The 22,374-nt window shown below is 73.1% G+C and carries 20 protein-coding genes and 1 pseudogene; 12 read left to right on the top strand and 9 right to left on the bottom strand.

Annotated features, from left to right (window positions below):
• The first annotated feature begins 62 nt into the window (after positions 1-62).
• The 6 genes and pseudogenes from gcvT to AB0H82_RS33350 all read left to right on the top strand — a co-directional run bounded on the left by gcvT (position 63) and on the right by AB0H82_RS33350 (position 5,464).
• Positions 63-1,196 (top strand): glycine cleavage system aminomethyltransferase GcvT, encoded by a 1,134-nt coding sequence (gcvT, locus tag AB0H82_RS33375; protein WP_362999262.1) that lies wholly within the window; start codon positions 63-65, stop codon positions 1,194-1,196.
• 58 nt (positions 1,197-1,254) lie between these two features.
• Positions 1,255-1,632: a glycine cleavage system protein GcvH gene (gcvH, locus tag AB0H82_RS33370; RefSeq protein WP_362999261.1), complete on the top strand. Its 378-nt coding sequence runs from the start codon at positions 1,255-1,257 to the stop codon at positions 1,630-1,632.
• Between the two features lie 23 nt (positions 1,633-1,655).
• On the top strand, positions 1,656-2,915 hold the full coding sequence (glyA, locus tag AB0H82_RS33365) for a serine hydroxymethyltransferase (protein WP_362999260.1): 1,260 nt from the start codon (positions 1,656-1,658) through the stop codon (positions 2,913-2,915).
• A 159-nt stretch (positions 2,916-3,074) separates the two neighbouring features.
• Complete coding sequence (locus AB0H82_RS33360) at positions 3,075-4,460, top strand: L-serine ammonia-lyase (protein ID WP_362999259.1); 1,386 nt, start codon at positions 3,075-3,077, stop codon at positions 4,458-4,460.
• A 41-nt stretch (positions 4,461-4,501) separates the two neighbouring features.
• A pseudogene (locus tag AB0H82_RS33355) lies at positions 4,502-4,717 on the top strand (alpha-glucosidase); the annotation flags it as partial.
• Positions 4,718-4,879: 162 nt separating this feature from the next.
• Positions 4,880-5,464, top strand: coding sequence for an SUKH-4 family immunity protein (locus AB0H82_RS33350; protein ID WP_362999258.1), 585 nt, complete (start codon positions 4,880-4,882; stop codon positions 5,462-5,464).
• Between the two features lie 46 nt (positions 5,465-5,510).
• On the opposite strand, the gene AB0H82_RS33345 is transcribed toward AB0H82_RS33350, so the two are convergent.
• The gene (locus tag AB0H82_RS33345; protein ID WP_362999257.1) at positions 5,511-7,052 is read right to left on the bottom strand and encodes an alpha/beta hydrolase; all 1,542 of its coding nucleotides are present in this window, start codon (positions 7,050-7,052) and stop codon (positions 5,511-5,513) included.
• Between the two features lie 277 nt (positions 7,053-7,329).
• Here AB0H82_RS33345 and AB0H82_RS33340 point away from each other — a divergent pair, with 277 nt between their 5' ends.
• On the top strand, positions 7,330-9,633 hold the full coding sequence (locus AB0H82_RS33340; RefSeq protein ID WP_362999256.1) for a hypothetical protein: 2,304 nt from the start codon (positions 7,330-7,332) through the stop codon (positions 9,631-9,633).
• Here the strand turns inward: AB0H82_RS33340 and AB0H82_RS33335 are convergent.
• A complete protein-coding gene (locus AB0H82_RS33335; RefSeq protein WP_362999255.1) occupies positions 9,615-12,539 on the bottom strand; it encodes an AAA family ATPase in 2,925 nt (974 codons plus the stop codon). The genes AB0H82_RS33340 and AB0H82_RS33335 overlap by 19 nt on opposite strands.
• Positions 12,540-12,735: 196 nt before the next feature.
• On the opposite strand from AB0H82_RS33335, the gene AB0H82_RS33330 reads away from it, so the two are divergent.
• On the top strand, positions 12,736-12,954 hold the full coding sequence (locus AB0H82_RS33330) for an EF-hand domain-containing protein (RefSeq protein WP_362999254.1): 219 nt from the start codon (positions 12,736-12,738) through the stop codon (positions 12,952-12,954).
• A gap of 54 nt (positions 12,955-13,008) precedes the next feature.
• Here the strand turns inward: AB0H82_RS33330 and AB0H82_RS33325 are convergent, their stop codons facing one another.
• Both AB0H82_RS33325 and leuA read right to left on the bottom strand, forming a co-directional pair.
• Positions 13,009-13,809, bottom strand: coding sequence for an ATP-binding cassette domain-containing protein (locus AB0H82_RS33325; protein WP_362999253.1), 801 nt, complete (start codon positions 13,807-13,809; stop codon positions 13,009-13,011).
• The gene (gene leuA, locus AB0H82_RS33320) at positions 13,806-15,509 is read right to left on the bottom strand and encodes a 2-isopropylmalate synthase (RefSeq protein WP_362999269.1); all 1,704 of its coding nucleotides are present in this window, start codon (positions 15,507-15,509) and stop codon (positions 13,806-13,808) included. The genes AB0H82_RS33325 and leuA overlap by 4 nt, the downstream gene beginning before the upstream one ends.
• A 263-nt stretch (positions 15,510-15,772) precedes the next feature.
• Between leuA and AB0H82_RS33315 the strand changes: the two genes are divergently transcribed.
• Positions 15,773-16,462, top strand: coding sequence for an FCD domain-containing protein (locus AB0H82_RS33315; RefSeq protein WP_362999252.1), 690 nt, complete (start codon positions 15,773-15,775; stop codon positions 16,460-16,462).
• 4 nt (positions 16,463-16,466) lie between these two features.
• Here the strand turns inward: AB0H82_RS33315 and AB0H82_RS33310 are convergent, their stop codons facing one another.
• Entirely contained in the window at positions 16,467-16,859 is a 393-nt protein-coding gene (locus AB0H82_RS33310; RefSeq protein WP_362999251.1) for a Dabb family protein, read from the bottom strand.
• Positions 16,860-16,936: 77 nt separating this feature from the next.
• On the opposite strand from AB0H82_RS33310, the gene AB0H82_RS33305 reads away from it, so the two are divergent.
• Both AB0H82_RS33305 and AB0H82_RS33300 read left to right on the top strand, forming a co-directional pair.
• A complete protein-coding gene (locus tag AB0H82_RS33305; RefSeq protein ID WP_362999250.1) occupies positions 16,937-17,563 on the top strand; it encodes a TetR/AcrR family transcriptional regulator in 627 nt (208 codons plus the stop codon).
• Between the two features lie 61 nt (positions 17,564-17,624).
• Positions 17,625-17,831, top strand: coding sequence for a hypothetical protein (locus tag AB0H82_RS33300; protein ID WP_362999249.1), 207 nt, complete (start codon positions 17,625-17,627; stop codon positions 17,829-17,831).
• Positions 17,832-17,836: 5 nt separating this feature from the next.
• On the opposite strand, the gene bla is transcribed toward AB0H82_RS33300, so the two are convergent.
• Positions 17,837-18,814: a class A beta-lactamase gene (gene bla / locus AB0H82_RS33295; RefSeq protein WP_362999248.1), complete on the bottom strand. Its 978-nt coding sequence runs from the start codon at positions 18,812-18,814 to the stop codon at positions 17,837-17,839.
• A 126-nt stretch (positions 18,815-18,940) separates the two neighbouring features.
• Here bla and AB0H82_RS33290 point away from each other — a divergent pair, with 126 nt between their 5' ends.
• On the top strand, positions 18,941-19,624 hold the full coding sequence (locus tag AB0H82_RS33290; RefSeq protein ID WP_362999268.1) for an NAD(P)-binding domain-containing protein: 684 nt from the start codon (positions 18,941-18,943) through the stop codon (positions 19,622-19,624).
• A gap of 45 nt (positions 19,625-19,669) precedes the next feature.
• Here AB0H82_RS33290 and AB0H82_RS33285 read toward each other — a convergent pair whose 3' ends face one another.
• From AB0H82_RS33285 to AB0H82_RS33275, 3 genes are all read right to left on the bottom strand, one after another.
• A complete protein-coding gene (locus AB0H82_RS33285) occupies positions 19,670-20,224 on the bottom strand; it encodes a glycoside hydrolase family 25 protein (protein WP_362999247.1) in 555 nt (184 codons plus the stop codon).
• Between the two features lie 90 nt (positions 20,225-20,314).
• Positions 20,315-21,520, bottom strand: a complete 1,206-nt coding sequence (locus tag AB0H82_RS33280) for a PQQ-binding-like beta-propeller repeat protein (protein WP_362999246.1) — start codon at positions 21,518-21,520, stop codon at positions 20,315-20,317.
• Positions 21,520-22,305, bottom strand: a complete 786-nt coding sequence (locus AB0H82_RS33275; protein WP_362999245.1) for a polysaccharide deacetylase family protein — start codon at positions 22,303-22,305, stop codon at positions 21,520-21,522. The genes AB0H82_RS33280 and AB0H82_RS33275 overlap by 1 nt, the downstream gene beginning before the upstream one ends.
• Between the last annotated feature and the right edge of the window lie 69 nt (positions 22,306-22,374).

Genomic DNA, 22,374 nt, shown 5'->3' with positions numbered 1-22,374 from the left:
CTCAGGTTCCGATGACAGATGGGGAGGATCGACCTCGCCCGTCATGCCCTGGGAGTTCCTTCATGAGCACTGCCCCCCGTCTGACAGCCCTCGATGCCGTGCATCGTGCGCTCGGCGCGACCATGACCGACTTCGCGGGCTGGGACATGCCGCTGCGGTACGCCAGCGAGCGCGACGAGCACAACGCCGTGCGCACCAAGGCCGGTCTCTTCGACCTCTCCCACATGGGTGAGATCACGGTCACAGGACCGGAGGCCGTGGACTTCCTGAACTTCTCGCTGGTCGGCAACATCGGCTCCGTCGGTGTCGGCCGTGCCCGCTACACGATGATCGTCGCCGAGGACGGCGGGATCCTGGACGACCTGATCGTCTACCGCCTCGGCGAGGCGGAGACCCCCGAGTACATGATCGTCGCCAACGCCTCCAACGCGCAGACCGTGCTGGACGAGCTGAGCGACCGCGTGGCGGAGTTCGACGCCGAGGTGCGTGACGACCGCGAGGCGTACGCGCTCCTCGCCGTCCAGGGCCCCGAGTCCCCCGGCATCCTGAAGTCAGTCACGGATGCCGACCTGGACAACCTGAAGTACTACGCGGGCCTGCCCGGCACCGTCGCGGGCGTCCCCGCGCTGATCGCCCGCACCGGCTACACCGGCGAGGACGGCTTCGAGCTCTTCGTCGCCCCCGGTGACGCCGAGCAGCTGTGGAACGCGCTGATGGAGGCGGGCACGCCGGTCGGCATGGTCCCGGCCGGCCTCTCCTGCCGCGACACGCTGCGCCTGGAGGCGGGCATGCCGCTGTACGGGCACGAGCTGACCGCCGAGCTGACGCCCTTCGACGCCGGGCTCGGTCGCGTCGTCAAGTTCGAGAAGACGTCACAGGCGGACTCCTTCGTGGGCCGCGCGGCCCTGGCCGCCGCCGCCGAGCGCGCCGAGACCGCCCCGCCGCGCAAGCTGGTCGGCCTGGTCGCCGAGGGCCGCCGGGTCCCGCGCGCGGGCTTCTCCGTGGTCGCCGACGGCAAGGTCATCGGCGAGGTCACCTCGGGCGCCCCGTCCCCGACGCTGGGCAAGCCGATCGCGATGGCGTACGTCGACGCCGAGCACGCCGCTCCGGGCACGCCGGGTGTCGGTGTGGACATCCGCGGTACGCACGAGCCCTACGAGGTCGTGGCCCTGCCGTTCTACAAGCGCCAGAAGTGACCCCCCGCACATCGTCCCCGTTCCGCAGCACCCACCCGCGTACAGGAGAATTCGACTCATGAGCAACCCCCAGCAGCTGCGTTACAGCAAGGAGCACGAGTGGCTGTCGGCCACCGAGGACGGCGTGGCGACGGTCGGCATCACCGAGCACGCGGCCAACGCGCTCGGTGACGTCGTCTTCGCCCAGCTGCCCGAGGTCGGCGACACGCTGATCGCGGGCGAGTCCTGCGGCGAGCTGGAGTCGACCAAGTCGGTCAGCGACCTCTACTCCCCGGTGAACGGCGAGGTCGTCGCCGCCAACCAGGAGGTCGTCGACGACCCCTCGCTGGTCAACTCCGCCCCGTTCGAGGGCGGTTGGCTGTTCAAGGTGCGCATCACGGACGAGCCGGACGACCTGATGTCCGCCGATGAGTACACCGCCTTCACCGCCGGCTGACCCATACCGATAGGGATCGTGTGATGTCGCTTCTGAACACCCCTCTCCACGAGCTGGACCCGGACGTCGCCGCCGCCGTCGACGCCGAGCTCCACCGCCAGCAGTCCACCCTGGAAATGATCGCCTCGGAGAACTTCGCTCCGGTCGCCGTCATGGAGGCCCAGGGCACCGTCCTCACCAACAAGTACGCCGAGGGCTACCCCGGCCGCCGCTACTACGGCGGCTGTGAGCACGTCGACGTCGCCGAGCAGATCGCGATCGACCGGCTCAAGGAGCTGTTCGGCGCCGAGTACGCGAACGTCCAGCCGCACTCCGGCGCCTCCGCGAACCAGGCCGCCCTCTTCGCAATCGCCCAGCCCGGCGACACGATCCTCGGCCTCGACCTGGCGCACGGCGGCCACCTCACCCACGGCATGCGCCTGAACTTCTCCGGCAAGCAGTTCAACGTGGTCCCCTACCACGTCGACGAGGCCGGTCTGATCGACATGGCCGAGGTCGAGCGCCTGGCCAAGGAGAACAACCCGAAGGTGATCATCGCGGGCTGGTCGGCCTACCCGCGCCACCTGGACTTCGCCGAGTTCCGCCGGATCGCCGACGAGGTCGGCGCGAAGCTGTGGGTCGACATGGCGCACTTCGCCGGGCTCGTCGCCGCCGGTCTGCACCCGAACCCGGTGCCGTTCGCCGACGTGGTGACCTCCACCACGCACAAGACCCTCGGCGGCCCGCGCGGCGGCATCATCCTGGCCCGCAGCAAGGACTTCGCGAAGAAGCTGAACTCCGCGGTCTTCCCCGGCTTCCAGGGCGGCCCGCTGGAGCACGTGATCGCGGCCAAGGCCGTCTCCTTCAAGGTCGCCGCCTCGGAGGAGTTCAAGGAGCGCCAGCAGCGCACCCTGGACGGCGCCCGCATCCTCGCCGAGCGCCTGGTCCAGGACGACGCGAAGGCCGTCGGCGTCGACGTCCTGTCCGGCGGCACGGACGTGCACCTGGTCCTCGTCGACCTGCGCAACAGCGAGCTCGACGGCCAGCAGGCCGAGGACCGCCTCCACGAGGTCGGCATCACGGTCAACCGCAACGCGGTCCCGAACGACCCGCGGCCCCCGATGGTCACCTCGGGCCTGCGGATCGGCACCCCGGCGCTCGCCACGCGCGGCTTCCAGGAGGCGGACTTCCGCGAGGTCGCCGACATCATCGCCGAGGCCCTCAAGCCAGGCTTCGACGCGGACGCCCTCAAGGCCCGGGTGACCGCTCTGGCCGACAAGCACCCGCTGTACCCCAACCTGTAGCATTTTCGTACGCTTTCCTTCGTACGAAACGACGGGGCACCGCGCACACTGGAAGTGAACACAGTGAGTGCGGTGCCCCGGCTCGTGTCCGGCTCACGCCCCGCTCTCTGCACCACCCCGGCAGACAACGGCGTCTACCAACCACCCTTTGGAGTTCTCGTGGCCATCTCGGTCTTCGACCTGTTCTCGATCGGCATCGGCCCGTCCAGCTCCCACACGGTCGGTCCGATGCGCGCGGCCCGCATGTTCGCGAGCCGCCTCAAGAACGAGGGCCTCATGGCCCACACCGCCGCGATACGGGCGGAGCTGTACGGCTCGCTCGGCGCCACCGGCCACGGCCACGGCACCCCCAAGGCCGTCCTGCTCGGCCTGGAGGGCGAGTCGCCCCGCACGGTGAACGTGGAGACGGCCGACGACCGCGTGGAGGAGATCAAGAGCGGCGGCCGCCTCAACCTGCTCGGCATGCACGAGATCGGCTTCGACTTCGACGAGGACCTGATCCTGCACCGCCGCAAGGCGCTGCCGTACCACGCCAACGGCATGACGGTCTTCGCGTACGACCACGAGGGCGCCCTCCTCCTGGAGAAGACGTACTACTCCGTGGGTGGCGGCTTCGTCGTGGACGAGACCGTCCTCAATCAAGAGGGCGCGGCCGGTGAGAACCCGATCGTGCCGGACGACACCGTCCTGAAGTACCCCTTCCGCACCGGTGACGAGCTGCTCCGGCTCGCCGAGGAGACCGGCCTGTCCATCTCCGCGATGATGCTGGAGAACGAGAAGGCCTGGCGCACGGAGGAGGAGATCCGCGAGGGGCTCCTCGACATCTGGCGGGTCATGCAGGCGTGCGTCTCCCGCGGCATGTCGCGCGAGGGCATCCTGCCGGGCGGCCTGAAGGTGCGCCGCCGGGCCGCGAACTCGGCCAGGCAGCTGCGCGCCGAGGGCGACCCGCAGGCCCGCGCCATGGAGTGGATCACCCTCTACGCGATGGCCGTGAACGAGGAGAACGCGGCCGGCGGCCGGGTCGTGACCGCCCCGACGAACGGCGCGGCGGGCATCATCCCGGCGGTCCTGCACTACTACATGAACTTCATCCCCGGGGCCGACGAGGACGGCGTGGTCCGCTTCCTGCTCGCCGCGGGCGCCATCGGCATGCTGTTCAAGGAGAACGCCTCGATCTCCGGCGCCGAGGTCGGCTGCCAGGGCGAGGTCGGCTCGGCCTGCTCGATGGCGGCGGGCGCGCTCGCCGAGGTCCTGGGCGGCTCCCCGGAGAAGGTCGAGAACGCGGCCGAGATCGGCATGGAGCACAACCTCGGCCTGACCTGCGACCCGGTCGGCGGCCTCGTCCAGATCCCGTGCATCGAGCGCAACGGCATGGCGGCGGTCAAGGCCGTCACCGCGGCCAAGATGGCGATGCGGGGCGACGGCTCCCACAAGGTCTCCCTCGACAAGGTCATCAAGACCATGAAGGAGACGGGCGCCGACATGAGCGTCAAGTACAAGGAGACGGCCCGCGGCGGCCTTGCGGTCAACATCATCGAGTGCTGACGCGCTGCGCGGTCGAGCCGCGCACGACCAGCTCGGTGTGCTTCGGCGTCCCCACCGACCCGGCACTCGGCACCCGCAGGGCCCGCGCCGCCGCCCTGCTCACCCTGGCGCTGCCCGGCTCGCTCTACCTGTACCAGGGCGACGAGTTGGGGCTGCCGGAGGCGGACATCCCCCGCGACCGCATCCAGGACCCGATCCACGCCCGCTCCGGCGGCCTCGCCCCGGGCAGGGACGGCTGCCGGGTGCCGCTCCCCTGGGACGACGGTCTGGTTGCGGGCGTGAGGTCCGGGGGGGGGCGGGTGACCGGGTGGATCAGGGGGCGTCGCCGGATGCGCCGTGATCGGTAACGTTGTCGTGGGGATCGCTTCGGTCCGTCCAGAGTCCTGCGGCGCCCGCGCCGCCGAGTTCGGAGTTCGGCAGTGCTTTTCGACATCACCCGCGGCGAGATCACCCGTTCTTCCGGCGCGGACCGGCTCGCGACCCTGCGGGCCGTCGGCGCTCCCACCGGGACGCTCCACCTGCGGGAGCCCGACCCGGACTCCGGCCTGCTGCCCGTCGTCCAGGACGTCGTCGACGTCGCGGACTTCGAGGACGCACCGGAGGGCGCGGGCGGGTGGCCCGTCATCGGCTGGCTCCTCAACGCCCACCTCGCCCTCGCCCCCGGGTCCGGCAAGGTCTACGCCTTCGACGCCGACGAGGAGACAGCGCGAGAACTCCATACGGACGTCTCCTCCCTCCTCCAGGTCACCCTCCAGTTCCAGCGCCTGCTGGAGGAGTTCACCTTCGGCGACGGCGACGGCGACGGCAGTGACGGTGACGGTGGCGAGGAGGCCGGCTTCGAGCGGCTGGAACGCGAGGTCGAGCGCATCCGTGAGGAGACGAGCCGCGTCGACCCGCTCCCCTTCCAGGACGACGACACCGTCTGGTCGGTGATCGCCGACGAGATCGCCGAGGGCCGGCGCTTCGCGGGCGACAGCCCGGGGGCCCGCTCGCTCTACGGGTGACCGTCGGCCGGTGCCGCCGAGATACCGCGAGATGCCGTGAGGTGTCTCAGCAGGTCGTGCCGCGGCGGACCGGTTCGAGGGCGATGAGGTAGGCGTCGACGGCGTCCGTGACGCAGGAGTTGCCGCGGCCGTACGCGGTGTGGCCCACGCCCTCGTACGTCAGGAGCATGCCGCCGGGGAACTGCCCGGCGAGGCTCTCGGCCTCCTCGTACGGGGTGGCGGGGTCGCCCGTCGTGCCGATCACCAGGACCGGCGGCACTCCGTCGGCCTCGACGCGGTGGGGGCGCTGGGTGCCCGCGGGCCAGTCCTTGCAGGTGAGTTCGTCGACGACGCTGGACGTGCCGTAGACGCCCGCGGCCTTCCCGGCGGCGTCGAGGGCGCTCCAGTAGGGGCCCGGGGTGCGCGGGTGCGGCACGTCCAGGCAGCTGACGGCGAGGATGGCCTCGTCGTCGTTCTCCGGGCTCCGCGCGCGGCGGCTGCCGGTGGCCGGCTCCTCGGCTTCGGCCAGTTCGGCGAGCTCGGTCGCGTCCCCCTCCCCCGCCTCGCTCAGCGCCTCCGACAGGCCCTCCCAGTCGTCCTCCGGGGTGTACATCGCGGCCGTGACCACGTCGAGCAGCGTCCTGGCGTCCACGTCGTACGCGTCCTCGCCGGTGACCGGCAACGGCTCGCGCGCCGCCCGCTCGTACAACCCGTCGATCAGCTCCGCCGTCTCCTCCGGTGTCGAGCCGGGGCAGCTGTCGCCCACGATGTCGGCGCAGTGCTCGGCGTAGTCGTCGACGGCCCGGCGGAACCCTTTCCCCTGGCTCAGCGCGCGCTGCCGCCAGTCCAGCGCCGGGTCGACGGCCCCGTCCAGCGCGAGGGCGCGCACGCGCTCCGGGAACTGTTCGGCGTACGACGTGCCGAGGCTGGTGCCGTACGACCAGCCGAAGTAGGTCAGCTTCCGGTCGCCCAGGGCGGCCCGCAGGACGTCCAGGTCGCGGGCCGCGTCCGCGGTGCCGACGTGGGGCAGGATGCCGCGGCTGCCCTTCGCGCACGCGGCGGCCTGCTCGTCGGCGCCCGCGAGGACCCGGGCCCGCTCGGCGCCGCCGCGCGGAGCGACCGGTTCGGGGAGGTCGTCCTCCGCTTCGTCCGTCGCCGCGCACTTCACCGCGGGGTCGCTGCCCCCGACGCCCCTCGGGTCGAAGGAGACGATGTCGAAACGGGCCCGCACCGCGGCGCTGAAGGAGTCGCTGCCGTCCGCCTCCATGTCGCTCACGCCCGAGGCGCCAGGACCGCCGGGGTTGTAGACGAGCGAGCCGACGCGCCGTTCCGGGTCGGCGGCCGCCGCCTTGGCCACCGGCAGGACGAACGTCCTGCCGTTCTCCGGACGCGCGTAGTCCATGGGGACGGTGAGCCGCGCGCAGCGGAGCTCACCGCACGCCTTCCACTTCAGCTCCTGCGCGTAGAACCGCGCGAGCTCCGACCGGCCGCCCCCGGCCTTGTCGCCGCCCGCCTCACCCACCGCCGTACACCCGGCGAGCGAGAACGCGGCGAGGGCCGCGAGGGCGAGGCGGACGGGCTGGCGTCGGTGCTGGTCGGCGCGGTGCAACGGGATACTCCCCAGATCGGCTCCCACCAGCTTGCCCGCTCGGCGCGGCGGCTCACGCGCGGGGTGCGCGCGAGGTACGCGCGGCGGATTGCGTAGCGGATTGCGTAGTTCTACGGATGCCGGGGGCCGGGGTGTTTTGACAGGCTCGGTCACGTTGTACACGCATCCATGAAGCACCGGCCGTACGCGCATCCATGAAGCACCGGCCCCGAGCCGCCACGCCGCTTCCGCCCTCCCGCCGACCGCACCTCGACCGCACCCCGACCTAGGAACACACATGGGCCCGCTGGACGCGACCAGGAACCGCTCCGTCTCCCCGGGAGCCCCGGCACCCGCCCGCCCCCGCCGCGAGATCCTGGCCGACATCCGCCGGCTCGACGCCGAGCCGTACGGCAGGGCGCGCGACGCCCGCGCCGAGGCGCTCGCCGACGAGGCGGAAGCCACCGGCGACCGGCCGCTGCTCGTGGCGGCGCTGTCCCTCCTCGTCCACTCGTACAGTTTCGGCGGCGAGTGCGCCAGGACGTCGGGGCCGTTCACGCGGCTGCTGCGCATGTACGACGAGGACCCGGCGGACTTCGGCGAGGACGACGTCCGCCGGCTGCACTGGATGTTCAAGTGGGTGGTGACCGACGCGCGGCGGCGGCCCGACGTGCCGCTCGCCGAGGTCGAGGAGTGGCTCGACCGGATGCGGCACCGCTACCGCGCCGCCGGCTACTCCGAACGGGCCGTGCACGGCGCCGAGTTCCGGCTCGCGCGGCAGCTGGGTGACACGGGGCGCGCCACCCGCGCGTACGCCGCGTGGACCGCGGCCGCCCGCGACGCCATGGCCGACTGCCTCGCCTGCGAGTACGCGACGGAGGGCCTCCGGCAGCTGGACCGCGGCGACGACCGCGCCGCTCTGGAGGGCTGGGAGCCCGTCCTGGGCGGCACGCACAGCTGCCACCGCGAGCCGCACGAGACCCTCGCCCGTTCGCTGCTCCCCCTGGTGCGCGTCGGCCGCACGGACCAGGCACGCGCCCACCATCTGCGCGGCTACCGGATGGTGCGCTCCGACGAGGCGTGCGGCCCCGTCGTCGCCCTGCACATGGAGTTCTGCGCTCTCACCGGCAACGAACCGCACGGCCTGCGCATCCTCGCCGAGCAGAGCCGGCGCTGGGCGGAGACGGGCGACCCGTCGGCCCACGTGGAGTGGCTGGTGGGCGCGGCTCTGCTGCTGCGCCGCCTGGTGGAGCTCGGCCGGGGCGACAGCCCGGTGCCGGGGCCGCTCGGCGGCGCGTGGACCGCGGCGTCCCTCCTCGACCACGCCCGGGACACGGCCCTCGACCTCGCGGGCCGCTTCGACCGGCGCAACGGCACCACGGCGGTCTCCGAGCGCGCCCGGGCCCGCATGGCGGCCCGCCCCCTGCTCGACACCCCGCTGCCGCTGGGACTGCGGCCGAAGGACCCCCCGAGCGGGCTCCTGAGCGGGCTCCCGCCCGCGGCTTCTGAGAGCGCTCCAGCCGGATCTCCGCAAGGATCTCCGCACGCCGAGCGGCTGCCCCCGCTCGACCGGGCCCGCCTCTGCCTCGCCCTCGCACGGAACCTGCCGCACCCCGACGACGGAACCGGGTTCGGCGCCCGGGCGGAACGGCTCCTGATCGACGCCGCGCACTTCGCCGACCTGGCCGGGGACAGCGCGCGCACCGGTGTGCGGGCCCGGCTGCGCCTCGGCGGGCTGTACTGCGAGGCGGGCCGCCACGAGGAGGCGGTGGCCGTCCTGGAAACGGTGCTGCCCGACCTCGGCGACGGCCACGGCCCGCACGACCGCGTCCAGGCCCACACCTGGCTCGCCCGCAGCTACCTCGGCACCGACGAACACCGCCCGGCAGCGGAGCAGTTCACGCTCGCCGCCGACTCCGCGCGGGACGGCTCCGACGGGTACCACGAGGCATCCCTGGCCCAGCAGGCCGCACAGGCGCTCGGCAGGGCCGGTCTGCGCGCGGAGGCCGGGCGGGCCTACCTGCGGGCCGAGGAGCTGTGGCGCTCACTCGGCGAGCACGGCGCCCTGGTGCGCGCGATGCGGGCCCGCGCCTGGGAGACGCTGGCCGCACAGGGCCCCACCGCGGCCGAGGCCGTCATGACCGAGGCCCTGGACACCAACCGGCACTGCGCGGACCGTGCGGACCAGGACCCGGAGCGCACCGAACTGCTCGTCGAACTCGGCCGCACCCACGCGCAGTTGAGCCGCCTGGCGCTGGAGCACGCCGACGGTCCGCCGGCCGACGGCCGGGGAAGCGCCGAGCAGCACGCCGCCAACGTACGCGCCTTCGAGAAGGCCCTCGGCCACGCGGAGCTGGCGATCGAGGCGCTGCGCGCCTGCGGCGGCCCCGGCGTGGCCGACCTGCACCCCACCGAACTCCTCGCCGCCCGCCTTGAGTTCGTGCTCGGCAGGCACGGGGCGGCGGCGGACCGCGCCCGGCGCGTGGGCGCCGCCGTGCGCGGACGTCCCGACCCGGACGGCACGCTGGCGTCCCTCGCCGAGGAGTGCGACCTGCTGGCCGGGGCGGACGGCAGGCAGGGCCCCTATCCGCGCGAGAACTGAGCGCGGCCGCCGGAGCCGCGCGCCACCAGTGAGGCCAGGGCCGCACGGGAGGCCACACCCGTCTTGCGGTAGATGCGGCCGACGTGGCTCTCGACCGTGCGCGTGCTGAGGCAGAGCCTCGCGGCGACGGCTTGGTTGGTGAGGCCCTCGGCGACCAGTGCGGAGATCTCCCGCTCGCGCGGCGTCAGGGCCGCGAACGGTTCGGACGGCACGGGGTGCGGGGCGGAGTGGGGCGCGGGATGCGGTGCGGGGGCCGCCGGCGGTCGGGGCGTCTTAGGTGCCTGCGCGGTCTTCAGCGACCGGGGCGCGTCCGGCACGCCGGAGGGCCGCACGCAGACGGGCCGGCCCGTGGGGCCCGCCCCGTCGAGGAGCAGGAGCGCGCCGCCCTCCTCCGCGACGCGCCGCCCGCGGCGGGCCATCGCGGCGGCCCTGGCGCCTTCGCCCGCCGCCGCCACGAAGGGCGCGCCGAGCAGCAGGCTCCGCGCCTCGGCCAGGGCCGCTCCGGCCCGCGCGCTCTCCCGCGCCGCCTCCGTGAACGCCCGTGCCGCCGCGGCCTGTTCGCCGCGCCGGGCCGCGACAAGGCCGGCGCTCCGCAGCGCGGCGCCCCGCTGGACGGGCAGCCCGAGGCGGTCGGCCTCCTGGAGCGCGCGTTCCGCCCAGCGCTCCGCGTCGGTGACGTCCCCCGTGTCCAGCGCCGAAGTGACGAGCAGCTCAAGGAAGGCGGGGCGGATGGAGGGCTGTACGCGGGGCAGGTCGCGGCCGCCGCCCGCGTCCAGCAGGACGTCCCGTACGCGGTACGGGTCGCCCGCGCCGAGCGCGGCGTACGCGAGCAGGCACCGGGACAGCGTCGCCGGCCAGCCGTCCACCGTTCCCACCGTGGCGGCCGCCTCCTCCGCCGCGGCGAGGGCCTCCGGGTCGCCCGCCGGGCGCGTCTGCAGGAGGATCATGGCGCGCAGGGCGCGGCCGAAGCCGAGGAGTTCGGCGCCGCCGAGGGTCCGCGCGACCGCCACGGACTCGTCGGCCCACGCCAGCGCCTCGGTCACCCGGCCCGCCGTGCAGCGGACGTACGCGCCGCAGAGCAGCAGCTGCGACAGCGCGAAGGGGAGTCCGGTGCGCCGGGCGATGTCGACGCCGCGTTCCGCGTGGCGCAGCGCGGCGGCGCAGTCGTCGAGGAACACCTCGCTCCAGGCGAGGCGCACCAACGACTCGCACCGCCCGGCGAGGTCGGCGTCGGTGGTCACGTCGGTGAGCGCGGCGGCCTCGGTGGCGTGGCGGCGGGCCGTCGGGGTGTTCCCCTCGTACGCCTCTCCGAGCGCGGCCACCGTCAGGGCCTCCGCGGTGGCGAGTTCGTCGCCGCGGGACCGGGCGTCGGCGAGGGTCCTCGTGAGCTCGTCGCGCACTTCGGGGTAGCGGGCGGCGAAGAGGGCGCTGTTGCCCCATTCGACGACGAGGCCGGTGCGCTGGGCCGGCGGGGGGCCGGGGCGCCGGTCGAGTTCGCGCCGGAGGAGCGCGCCCGCCGCCGCGTACCGCCCCAGGTGGCGCTCCATGAAGGCGCACTGCACGACGGCGGCCGTACGCAGCGGGTCACCGCCCGAGGGTTCCGGGCCGCACATGCCGACGAGGCGGTGCAGCAGGTCCCTGCTCTCCCGCACCGCGCCGGTCATGCCGAGCGCGGTCGCGCGCCGGAGCGTCAACTCGCGTCGGGCGTCGAGGTGTTCGGCGTCGTCGGGCAGAACGCGCAGGACGGCTCCGAGGAGCCGGGCGCAGACCGCGGGTGCGGTGGCGGCCACCTTGCCCGCGGCCTCCGTCAGGACCGCGGCCGCCCGGGGGTCCCAGCCGGTCAGGGACTGTTCGATGTGGTGGGCGCGGTCGGCGAGGGGCGCGCAGGACCGGGTGAGCTCGGCGGCGGCCGCGCGGTGCAGCTCGTGGCGCCGCCAGGGGTCGACGGCCTCGTGCATCCGGGCTCGCAGGAGCGGGTGGCGGAACATGAGGCGGCAGCCGTCGGGGTGCGGTCGGAGCAGGTCGCGTCGTAACAACGTGCTGAGCGCGGCGACGAGTTCGGGGCGCGCGGCGCCGGTGACGGCGCCGATGAGGTCCGTGGTCGCGTGGTCGCCGAGCACCGCGACGGCGTCGGCGGCGGCCCGTTCCAGCGGGGTCAGCGCGGCCAGTTCGTCGAGCGGCAGCGGGGCGGGGCGCCCCCGGAGGAGGGCGAGGAAGTACAGGGGGTTGCCTTCGCTCGCCGCGTACAGCTCCTGGGCCCGCTCGCGCGGCAGGCCCGCGGCAGCGGTGAGCCCCTCGGTCAGCTCCTCGCTGCCGAGCGGGCCGAGCGCGGTCCGCAGCACGGCGCCGGTGTCGAGCCCCCGGGTGAGCGCGGCGCCGAGCGCGGCGGGCGACTGCCGCTCGCGCCGCGCTAGGGCGAGCAGGAAGGGTGCGCGGACGGGGTGCCGTACGAGGTGGTCGAGGAGTTCGACGGACGCCTCGTCCGCCCAGTGCATCTCGTCGAGGACGACGACGAGCCCGGGCCCGGTCAGTCCGCCGAGGGCCTCGGCGGTGGCCCGGCAGAGGCCGAAGAGGTCCCCGCCCGCCGCGTCGAGGGGCCCGTCGCCCCGCACGGCCGCGGGCAGCCCCGCCAGCGAGGGGAACGCCTGCCGGGCCCGCGGGTCCAGCTCGGCGAAGGCATCGGTGAAGGGCCGCAGCGGGCGTGTCCGTGCCCGCTCCGACGCCCGCCCCCGCAGCACGGTCACGCCCCGGGTGCGGGCCCGCGCCGCGAACTCGGTCAGCAGCCTGCTCTTGCCGATGCCCGGCTCCCCCACCACATCGACGACTGCGGCTCCCGCGCCCGGCCCCGTGCTGCCCATGCTCTCCAGAAGCGCTTCGAGGCGGCCCAGGTCAGGGGCCCTGCCCACGAACTTCTCCACCACGTCCCCCTCACGGGGACACGCGGCCCCCTCGGTGACGTTCTACCTCACCCGTCCCGCGCGGGACGCGGGCACGGATCTCGGTTCGTGAACAAGAATCGAGCGAAGATCTCATTTCGGGAACGAAGGCGCCCGGCCGTTACTCTGACCCCCGTCAGTAGTGCACCAAGAAGGGGTGGATCCGGTGGCGGACATCGAGGAAGCGCGCAAGACGTTCGACCAGTTCGACGCGGACGGCGACGGCTTCATAACGGCGGCCGAGTGGAAGAGCGCCATGGCCAGGATGGGCGACTTCTACGTGACCGAGACGGTGGCCGAGGCCGTGATCGGCACGAAGGACACCAACGCGGACAAGCGTCTGTCGTTCGACGAGTTCTGGGCGAGCCTGAACAAGCAGGCCTAGTACGGGCGGGAGAGGGGCCCGGCGCGTCAGGTGCGCCGGGCCCCTCCCGCATCCTCAGCGCCGCGTGCGCACGCTCCACCGGCCGTCCGTGCGCTCCAGCCGCACGGGGTGGTCGAAGCACTTGCCGACCTGGTCGCTCGTGAGCACGTCGTCGACGGCGCCGGAGGCGAGCACGCGTCCGTCGCGCAGGAGCAGCGCGTGCGTCGTCCCGACGGGCAGCTCCTCCAGGTGGTGCGTGACCAGCACGGTGGCGAGGTCCGGATGAGCCTCCCGCAGCGTGTCCAGGCTGTCGAGGAGACGTTCGCGCCCGGCGAGGTCGAGTCCGGTGGCCGGCTCGTCGAGCAGGACGAGGCGGGGCCTCGGCATCAGGGAGCGCGCGATCAGCGTGCGGCCGCGCTCGCCCTGGGACAGCGTGGGCCAGCGCGCGTCGGCACGGTGCGCGAGGCCCAGCAGGTCGATCAGGCGGCCGGCCTGCTCCTCCTGCTCCGGCGTGGGGCGCCACCGGGGCACCCGCTCGATACTGTTGGTGAGCCCGGTCAGGACGACGTCGCGCACCGGCAGCGGTGAGCGCAGCGGATGGCGCGGGTTCACATGCCCGACGTACGCCCGCAGCTCGCGCAGGTCGACGCTGCCGAGGCGGCGGCCGAGCACCTCGACCGTGCCGTGCGTGGGGTGGGTGACGGCGCCGCAGAGGCTGAGCAGGGTCGACTTGCCCGCGCCGTTCGCGCCGAGCAGCGCCCAGTGCTCGCCGGGGCGGACGGTGAGGCCGACCCCGTCGAGGATGGGCCGGCCCTCGCGGACCACGGTGACGTCGTGCGCGCGCAGGACGGGAGGGGCGGGGGCCTGCGGGGTCACCGCGCCGCGCCCGCCCGGTTCACGGCGGCGAGCACGGCCTGCACGGAAGCGGTCAGGACCGACGTGTCCAGGCCCGCGCCCCAGCACTCCACGTCCCCGACCCGGCACCGCACATACGCGACGGCCTCACTGCCACCGCCCTCCGTGACGGCGTGCTCGGCGTAGTCGAGGATGCCGACCGTGATGCCCGCGGCGGCCAGCGCGTCGACGAAGGCGGACAGCGGACCGTTCCCCGTGCCCTCGAAGTCACCGGTCCGCTCCCCCACTTGGAGCGTGCAGACGAAGCGGTGCGCGCCGTCCGGCGCCCGGTCGGTGGTCCACGCGCTCAGCGCCACCTCACCGTCGAGCCCCGGCGCGACATACGTCGCGCGGAACAGCTCGTACAGCTCCTTCGCCGTCGCCTCCTGCCCGCTGTCGTCGGTGGCCTCCTGCACGACCCGCGAGAAGTCGGGCCGCATCGCCCGCGGCAGGTCGAGGCCGTGCCGGGTCTGCAGCAGGTACGCCATGCCGCCCTTCCCCGACTGGGAGTTGACGCGGATGACGGCCTCGTAGGTGCGGCCGATGTCGGCGGGGTCGATGGGCAGATACGGCACGTCCCACGGCGCCTCACGCTCCGGCACACCCGACTCGGCGGCGCGCCGGGCGTGTGCGGCGAACCCCTTGCTGATGGCGTCCTGGTGGGTGCCGGAGAACGCGGTGTGCACGAGGTCGCCCGCGTAGGGGTGGCGGGGGTGCACGGGCAGCCGGTTGCAGTGCTCGACGACTTCGCGTACGGCGTCGATGTCGGAGAAGTCGACCATGGGGTCGACGCCCTGCGCGTAGAGGTTCAGGGCGAGGGTGACCAGGTCGACGTTGCCGGTCCGCTCCCCGTTGCCGAAGAGGCAGCCCTCGACGCGCTGGGCCCCGGCGAGGACGGCGAGCTCGGCGCAGGCGACGCCGGTGCCGCGGTCGTTGTGCGGGTGGACGGAGAGGATGACGGAGTCGCGGCGCGCCAGGTGCCGGTGCATGTACTCGATCTGGTCGGCGTACACGTTCGGGGTCGCGATCTCCACGGTCGCCGGCAGGTTGTGCGTCACGGGCCGGTCGGGGCTCGCGTCCCACAGCTCGGTGAGGCCGTCGCAGACTTCGAGCACGAAGTCGGGCTCGGTGAGGTTGAAGGTCTCCGGCGCGAACTGGAAGCGGATGTCGGCGTGCGGCCGCGCGTCGGCGAGCCGCGCCATGTGCGCGGCGGCCTCCTTCGCGACGCCGTACACCTCGTCGCGCGACCGCCCGAGGACGACGTCCCGCCAGACGGGCGAGGTGGGGATGTACAGATGGACGACGGCGCGCGGCAGCCCCTCGATCGACTCGAAGGTGCGGTCGATCAGCTCGGGCCTGGCGGGCGTGAACACGACGACGGTCACGTCGTCGGGCAGCCCGCCGCGAGCGGCACGCCCGGCCAGATACCGCACGAACTCGAAGTCCGTCCGGCTGGCCGACGGATAGCCGACCTCGATCTCCTTGAACCCCATCGACACCAGCAGGTCGAAGAAGCGCCGCTTGCGCTCGGTGTCCATGGGCTCGGCGAGCGCCTGGTTCCCGTCCCGCAGGTCGACGGGCACCCACAGGGGCGCCCGCTCGATCCGGGCACCCGGCCAGCTCCGCTCCAGCGCGGGGACGTCGACCCGCCGATGGTGGGGCCGGTAGCGGTGGTACGGCATGGGACCGGGGCGCTGCGGATTCCAGTCGTACGAGGGACTGCTGACGGTTTCGGTCACGGGACTCTGCTCCTGGGCTCGGTCGGGAAGACCGGCAGCACGGCACCCCGCGGCGGGGTGCCGGTCGCTTCAGGCCCCGCCGCGGCAGCCGAGAAGAAGGAGACCGCGGAAGATCATGGCGGTACACTAGCCACACGTCAGCTCCTCAGACAAGTACTCCTCAGACAAGTTCTCCCCGCGCGCACCGCCCGCCCGAAAAGGTCCCCATGCCGCTAGGCCCCGTACGTCCCAGCCCCCTCGTCGAGCAGGCCGCCACCCGACTCCGCGAGCAGATCACCGAAGGCACCTGGCCCGTCGGCACCAGGCTCCCCGGCGAGACGACCCTCGCGAAGGAGCTCGGCGTGGGCCGCTCCACGCTCCGCGAGGCCCTGCGCGCCCTCGCCGGCGCCGGCCTCGTGCAGCCGCGCCAGGGCGCCGGAGTCTTCGTGATCGCCACGGAACCGGTCGCGGACTGGCCCACCCGGCTGCGGCGGGCGGCGGTCACGGACGTGTACGAGGTGCGGATGCTGGTGGAGGTGCAGGCGGCCGGGCTCGCGGCGCTGCGCCGCACCGACGAGGACATCGCGGCGATGACGGCCGCGCTCACCGACCGCAAGGCGGCGGCCGCCGCGGCCGACCCGGAGTTCGTGGACGCCGACATCGCCCTGCACGCGGCGGTCGTGGCGGCGGCGCACAACCCCGTACTGACCGACCTCTTCGCGGAGTTCACCCCCGCACTCCGCCAGGGCCTGATCGACCTGCTCGAACTCACCGACGTACGGGCCGAGGAACGCGACCACGGAGACGCCGCGCACACGGCGCTCGTCCGCGCGGTCGAGTCGGGGGACCCGGACGCGGCGGCCCTCGTGGCCCAGCAGGAACTCCAGTCGACGCTCGACCTGCTGCGCGCCGCCTAAGAGCTCACGACGCCGCCAGCAGCGGGCCGAGTCCGGCGGCCCACTCCGGGTAGAGCGCGACCTTCTCCTCGTGCAGGGCCAGGGTGTCCGCGGCCAGGGTGGGCGTCATGTCGTCGGACACGTCCGGGCCGATGCCGATCCTGGCCAGGAAAGGCATGATCAGCGGGTCGCCGGCCAGGTGGACCGGGTCGTGCATGTACCGCCGCAGCGCCGGCAGGTCGGCGATGCCGACGCAGCAGGCATGGGTGAAGCCGTCGGAGTCGCCGAGTATCTGACCCACCGTCGAGAACGACACCGACTCGACGGAGGCCGTCCGCCGTATCACCGCGAGCACCTGCTCGCGCTCCTCCTCGGTCGCCGTCTCCTTGAACGCGAAACGCAGCATGTGAACGATCACGCCTGTCACCCTTCAGACACACTGAACCCACTGGTTCAGCAAACTATTCTTACTGGTTCAACAGCTACACTGAACCCATGGGTTCAGAAGTGTCAACCAGGGCCGGGCGTACGGCTCGTGGGGCGGTCGAGCGGCGGCAGGCGATCCTGGACGGCGCGTTCACCGTGTTCGCACGGCGCGGATACGCCCAGGCGTGCGTGAAGGAGATCGCGCAGGAGGCGGGTGTGGCCAAGCCGACCGTCTACAACCATCTGCACGACAAGGAGAGCCTCTACCGCGAGGCCGTCGAGGCAGCCGCCGACCGGATCGGCACGCGCACCCTCGCCGTCGTCGAGCAACTGCGCGAAACCGCCGCCGGCACCGGCCCGCGCGCCGCGCTCACGGCCGTGGCCCGCGGCCTGCTGCGGGAGTTCGGCGCCCAAGAGGCGGTCGCCGTACGGCAGTTGGCGAGCGCGCAGGCGGCGCAGTTCCCCGACCTGGCGGCGAGCGTGCGCGAGCGCACCGCCCTGCGGGTGCGCTCGGCCCTCGCCGACCGCCTGGCCCGCCTGGCCCTCGACGGCCACCTGAGCGCACGCGACCCGGAGCTCGCCGCCGAGCACTTCCTCTCCCTGCTCACCGGCTCACTGGAGTACCACCCGGCCGCCGCCCCGGAAACCGCCGCGGACCCCGCCGTGGACGTCTTCCTGCGCGCCTACGGAAACTGACCCGCCGGACCGCCGTGCGCCGTCTCGCGTGACCCGCGACGACGGAGATCGTTGGCAGGCCATGACCAACACCAAGCGTGTACTCGCCGCGGTCGCCCTCACCGGTGCCGCCCTGTCCTTCTCCGGCGCGGCCCAGGCGCAGGAGTCCAACCCGGCCGCCCCCGTACCGGTGGGCGACGTGACCAACGACGGGGCCGATGTCGTCGCCGGCCTCGTCCCCGTCGTCGAGAAGCAGACGCAGGACGTGCTCCGCGCACTCGGCAGGTAGTCGGCTCACGTCAGTTCGGCGACGGCCCGTTCCGCGGCCTCGGCGATGAAGGTGTTCAGCGGGGGCGCGGCGCGGCCCGGGCGGTCGGTCAGGACGGCGATCACGAGTGGGGCGCCGTCCGGGGGCCAGGCCACGGCGATGTCGTTGGCCCGGCCCCAGTCGCCGGTGCCGGTCTTGTCCGCGACCCGCCACCCCTCGGGCAGCCCGGCCCTGATCCGCAGCTCGCCCACCTCCGTGGCATTGCGCAGGAGCCAGCCCTTGAGCAGGGCCCGCTTGTCCGCGGGCAGCGCGTCGCCGAGGACGAGTTCGCGGTAGTCGTCGGCGACCGCGCGCGGCGTGGTGGTGTCGCGCAGGTCCCCGGGGCGTACGTCGTTCAGCTCGGGTTCGTAGTCGTCCATGCGGCTGACGCGGTCCCCGAGTCCGCGCAGGTAGGCGGTCAGCCGGGCCGGGCCGCCGATCTCGCGCATCAGCAGGTTCCCCGCCGTGCCGTCGCTGTACCGGATCGCGGCGTCGCACAGCTCCCTGAGCGTCAGGCCCGTCGCGATGTGGTCCTCGGTGACCGGTGAGACGGAGTCGACGTCGGCGGCGGTGTAGGTGACCCGCTCGCCCAGCCGGCTCAGCGGGCGGTGGTGCAGGACGGCCGCCGCGGCGAGCGTCTTGAACGTCGAGCAGAAGGCGAAGCGTTCGTCCGCGCGGTACGCCACCGTCGCGCCGGTGCCGGTCGCCAGGGCGTACACGCCGAGGCGGCCCCCGTGCTCGCGCTCCAGCGCGGCGAAGCGGGCGGCGAGGCGCGAGGCGTTCGGGGAGGGGGTGCCGGTCCTGCCGGAGGCGCGTCCCGGCGGAGGGGCCGAGGAGGACGGGGTGGACGGGGCGCGGCCGGTCGTCGGCCGCTCGTCCGCACCGCCGCCGCAGCCGCTCAGCGGCAGGACCGCCGCAGCCGCCAGCAGGGCCCGGCGTCGCGGTCCGAAGTGCTCCGTTGGCATGCGCCGGCGCCTGCTTTCACTCGTCCCGGCGAGCCGCGACCGCCTCGCCGTCACCACCGTCAAGACTATCGCCGCGGAGCCGGAATACCCGAGCGGATCCGGAGGTTACCTCCGTTACGACAGTGGATCTCCGGAAGGCAAGGCACAGTCATGAAGATCGGCATCATCGGCGCCGGCAACATCGGCGGCAACCTCACCCGCCGCCTCACCGCCCTCGGCCACGACGTCTCCGTCGCGAACTCCCGCGGCCCGCACACCCTGACCGCTCTCGCCGAAGAGACCGGTGCGAAGCCCGTCACCGTCGAGGAGGCCGCGCTCGGCGCGCAGGTCGTCGTCGTGACGATCCCGCTCAAGGCCGTGCCCGGCCTGCCCGCCGGCTTCCTCGACGGCGCGGCCGAGAACGTGGCCGTCATCGACACCGGCAACTACTACCCGCAGGAGCGCGACGGGAAGATCGCCGAGATCGAGGACGGCCTCACCGAGAGCCGCTGGACGGAGCGGCAGATCGGCCACCCCGTCATCAAGGCCTTCAACGGCACGTACGCCCAGGACATCCTCGACAAGCCGCTGCCGAAGGGCGCGCCCGGCCGGGTCGCGCTGCCGGTGTCCGGTGACGACGAGGCCGCCAAGAAGGTCGTACGCGACCTCATCGACGAACTCGGCTTCGACACCGTCGACAACGGCGGCCAGGACGAGTCGTGGCGCCAGCAGCCCGGAACCCCCGTGTACGGGAACACCGGTGGCGTCGACGAGATCCGCAAGGCCCTGGACGCGGCGTCGCCGGAGCGCACGGCGGCGTGGCGCGCCTAGGGCCTGCCCCTGCCTTTGACCCTGCCCGGGAGTCGAGGCCCGCCCCTACTGGGGCGTGGCCCACTCGCGCAGCTCGTCCACGCTGTCGAAGGCGGCCAGGTTCTTGTCTATCGGCGACGACGTGTACTGGTGGATCTTCCACTTCGCCTGGATGCGGGGCTTGCCCGCCCTGACGTAGTCGGCGATCCACAGGCCGTCGCCCGCGTAGGACGTGGTGTCCCGGTTCAGCCAGAAATCGCGATTGCAGTAGAGGAGCACCCGGTGGTCGGGGCGCAGTCGCTTCACCTCGCGGATGAACCGGTCCTTCTCCGCGTTCGACGCGGCCGTGCGGTCCCCCGTCCACTCCCAGTCGGCCGCCAGCAGGTCCCCCTCCTCTTCGGGGGCCTTGCTCACGAAGTACTCCGCCTGGGCCTTGATGTTGCCCGGCCACAGGAAGTGGTAGTAGCCGACCACGCAGCCGGCGTCGCGGGCGCGCTTCGTCTGGGCGGAGAGCTTCGGGTTGACGTACGAACGGCCCTCTGTCGCCTTTATGATGACGAAGGAGAGGCCGTCCGTATCGAAGGTCGACTGGTGCGAGCTGACATCGATGCCACGGATCACGGGCGCCTCCAAGGTGGGGGGAAGGCGGGTTTCTGAACTGCCCGTTTGGTGCCCGTTGTCAGCTACGGCCAACCGTCAACCATCAATTGTTCAACGGAAGATCCCGGTGTGCCCGAGCGAGTAGCGGCCGGGCTGCGGGTAGACCGCGAGTCCGTGCGGGCCGTCGCCGACCGGGATGCGGGCCACCTGGACTCCGGTGCGGGTGTCGATGGCGTACACCTCGGAGTCGTAACGCCCGGACAGCCAGAGGGTGTTGCCGTCCGCGGAGACGCCTCCCATGTCGGGGCTGCCGCCGTCCGGGAGCTTCCACTTCTTGGTGAGTTCGTTCTTCGGGAAGTCGAAGACGGAGACCGTGCCCTCGCCTCGGTTGGAGATGTACATCTCCTTGGAGTCGCGGCTGACGTACAGGCCGTGGCAGCCCTTGCCGGTGCGCAGCAGCTTCGGTTTCGTGAACTTCTTGCCGTCGAGGACCCACATGCCGTGCGCCATCATGTCGGCGATGTAGAAGGTCTTGCCGTCGGGGGACATCTTCACGTCCTGCGGCATGGCGCCCTTGAAGGGGATCTTCTGCTGGCCGACGATCTTCATCTTCTCCGTGTCGACCTTGAGGAGTTCGCCGGAGAACTCGCAGGACACGATGAAGTAGCGGCCGTCCATGGAGAAGTCGGCGTGGTTGACGCCGGCGCAGGTGACGGGGACGGTCTTGACGCGCTTCATGGTCTCGGGGTCGCGGAAGACGAGTTCCCGGTCCATGGAGGCCATGACGACGGCGTGCTTGCCGTTCGGCGTGAAATAGAGGTTGTAGGGGTCCGAGACCTCGACCGTGCGGCCCGTCTTGCCCGTCACCGGGTCGATGGCGGTGAGGGTGTCGCCGAGGTCGTTGTTGACCCAGAGCGTCTTCATGTCCCAGGAGGGGACGACGTGCTGCGGCTGGTTGCCGACCTCGATGGTCTCGATGACCTCGTACTTCTTGGGGTCGATGACCGACACCGTGTTGGACTCGGTGTTGGGGACGTAGACGCGGTCCAGGAACTTCTTGGCGACGGGCTGGAGGGCGTTCGGCCGGTCGGCGGCGTAGGCGTCCTTGGGGTCGAGGACCGGTGGCATGCCGGGCAGTCCGGGGGCGGCCTTGGGCTTCGCGGGCTTGCGGACGCCGTCGGTGCCGATGGCTTCGTCCGACCGCTTGTCGCTGCCGCAGCCCGCGAGGGCGGCGAACACGGCGCCGGCGGCGAGGACGGCCGCGGTGCGCTTGGTCAGGTTCAGTTTCCTGTGGGGCATGAGGGTCTTGTGGGGCATCAGGTCAGTAGCTCCGTGGTCGTGACCGCGCGCAGGCCGCGGCGTTCCAGTTCTTCCAGGACGGCGGGCAGCGCGGCGACCGTGTCCGCGTACCCGAAGTGCAGGCTCACGACGGATCCCGCGCGGATCTCCGCGGCGATCGCCCGGGTGACGGCCGGGGCGCCCGGCGACGTGAAGTCGAGGGAGTCGACGTCGTACGAGAGGACGTGCGGGTAGCCCGCGCGGCGGGCGAGGCGTTCGACGAGGGGGGTCGCCGTGCGGGTGCGCGAGGGGCGGAACCAGGTGCCGATGGAGCCGGTGAGGCGGCGCAGGCGGTCCGCGCAGCCGGTGATCTCGGCGTAGGCGTCGGCCTCGGACATGGCGTTGATGTCGAGATGACGCAGGGTGTGGTTGCCCAGGTCGTGGCCGCCGTCGAGGATGCGGCGGGCCAGGCCGGGGTGGTCGTCGAGCCAGCTGCCGACGGCGAGCACGGTGACCTTGGCGCCGGCCTTCTCCGCCTGGCCGAGCAGCGCCTTCGCGGTGGCGGGGTCGCCCTGGCCGTGGAAGGTGAGGGCGACCCGCGGGCGGGTGCGGGGGCCGTGGGTGATCTGGGCGGGCAGGCCGGGGAGGCGGCGGGGCGCGGGGGCGGCCGGGGCGGGGCGGGCCGGGCGGGGGGTGTCGGCTGCGGGCGGGGGGTCGTGCGCGGGGGCGGCGGGGCCGGTCGCGGCGCACCCGGTGGCGAGCGCGCCCGCGGCGACCAGGCGTGTGCCCGCGCGCAGGACGCTGCGGCGGTCGGTCTCGATCACGCGACCATTTAATGGGGAAAAGAAGGAAAAGACGCTGATTGCCCGCTTCGCGGCCGGTACGGGTCGGAG

Source organism: Streptomyces sp. NPDC050732 (genome assembly GCF_040654255.1).
Classification (GTDB): domain Bacteria; phylum Actinomycetota; class Actinomycetes; order Streptomycetales; family Streptomycetaceae; genus Streptomyces.
This window is presented reverse-complemented; position numbering and strand designations above follow the sequence as displayed.

What these genes read in the sequence shown, in the direction of transcription:
- AB0H82_RS33315 (WP_362999252.1), top strand. Translation starts at nt 15,773, where the DNA reads ATGCCGCTAGGCCCCGTACGTCCCAGCCCCCTCGTCGAGCAGGCCGCC.
- AB0H82_RS33340 (WP_362999256.1), top strand. Translation starts at nt 7,330, where the DNA reads ATGGGCCCGCTGGACGCGACCAGGAACCGCTCCGTCTCCCCGGGAGCC.
- leuA (WP_362999269.1), bottom strand. Translation starts at nt 15,509, where the DNA reads ATGCCGTACCACCGCTACCGGCCCCACCATCGGCGGGTCGACGTCCCC.
- AB0H82_RS33280 (WP_362999246.1), bottom strand. Translation starts at nt 21,520, where the DNA reads ATGCCCCACAAGACCCTCATGCCCCACAGGAAACTGAACCTGACCAAG.
- AB0H82_RS33300 (WP_362999249.1), top strand. Translation starts at nt 17,625, where the DNA reads ATGACCAACACCAAGCGTGTACTCGCCGCGGTCGCCCTCACCGGTGCC.
- AB0H82_RS33305 (WP_362999250.1), top strand. Translation starts at nt 16,937, where the DNA reads ATGGGTTCAGAAGTGTCAACCAGGGCCGGGCGTACGGCTCGTGGGGCG.
- gcvH (WP_362999261.1), top strand. Translation starts at nt 1,255, where the DNA reads ATGAGCAACCCCCAGCAGCTGCGTTACAGCAAGGAGCACGAGTGGCTG.
- gcvT (WP_362999262.1), top strand. Translation starts at nt 63, where the DNA reads ATGAGCACTGCCCCCCGTCTGACAGCCCTCGATGCCGTGCATCGTGCG.
- glyA (WP_362999260.1), top strand. Translation starts at nt 1,656, where the DNA reads ATGTCGCTTCTGAACACCCCTCTCCACGAGCTGGACCCGGACGTCGCC.
- bla (WP_362999248.1), bottom strand. Translation starts at nt 18,814, where the DNA reads ATGCCAACGGAGCACTTCGGACCGCGACGCCGGGCCCTGCTGGCGGCT.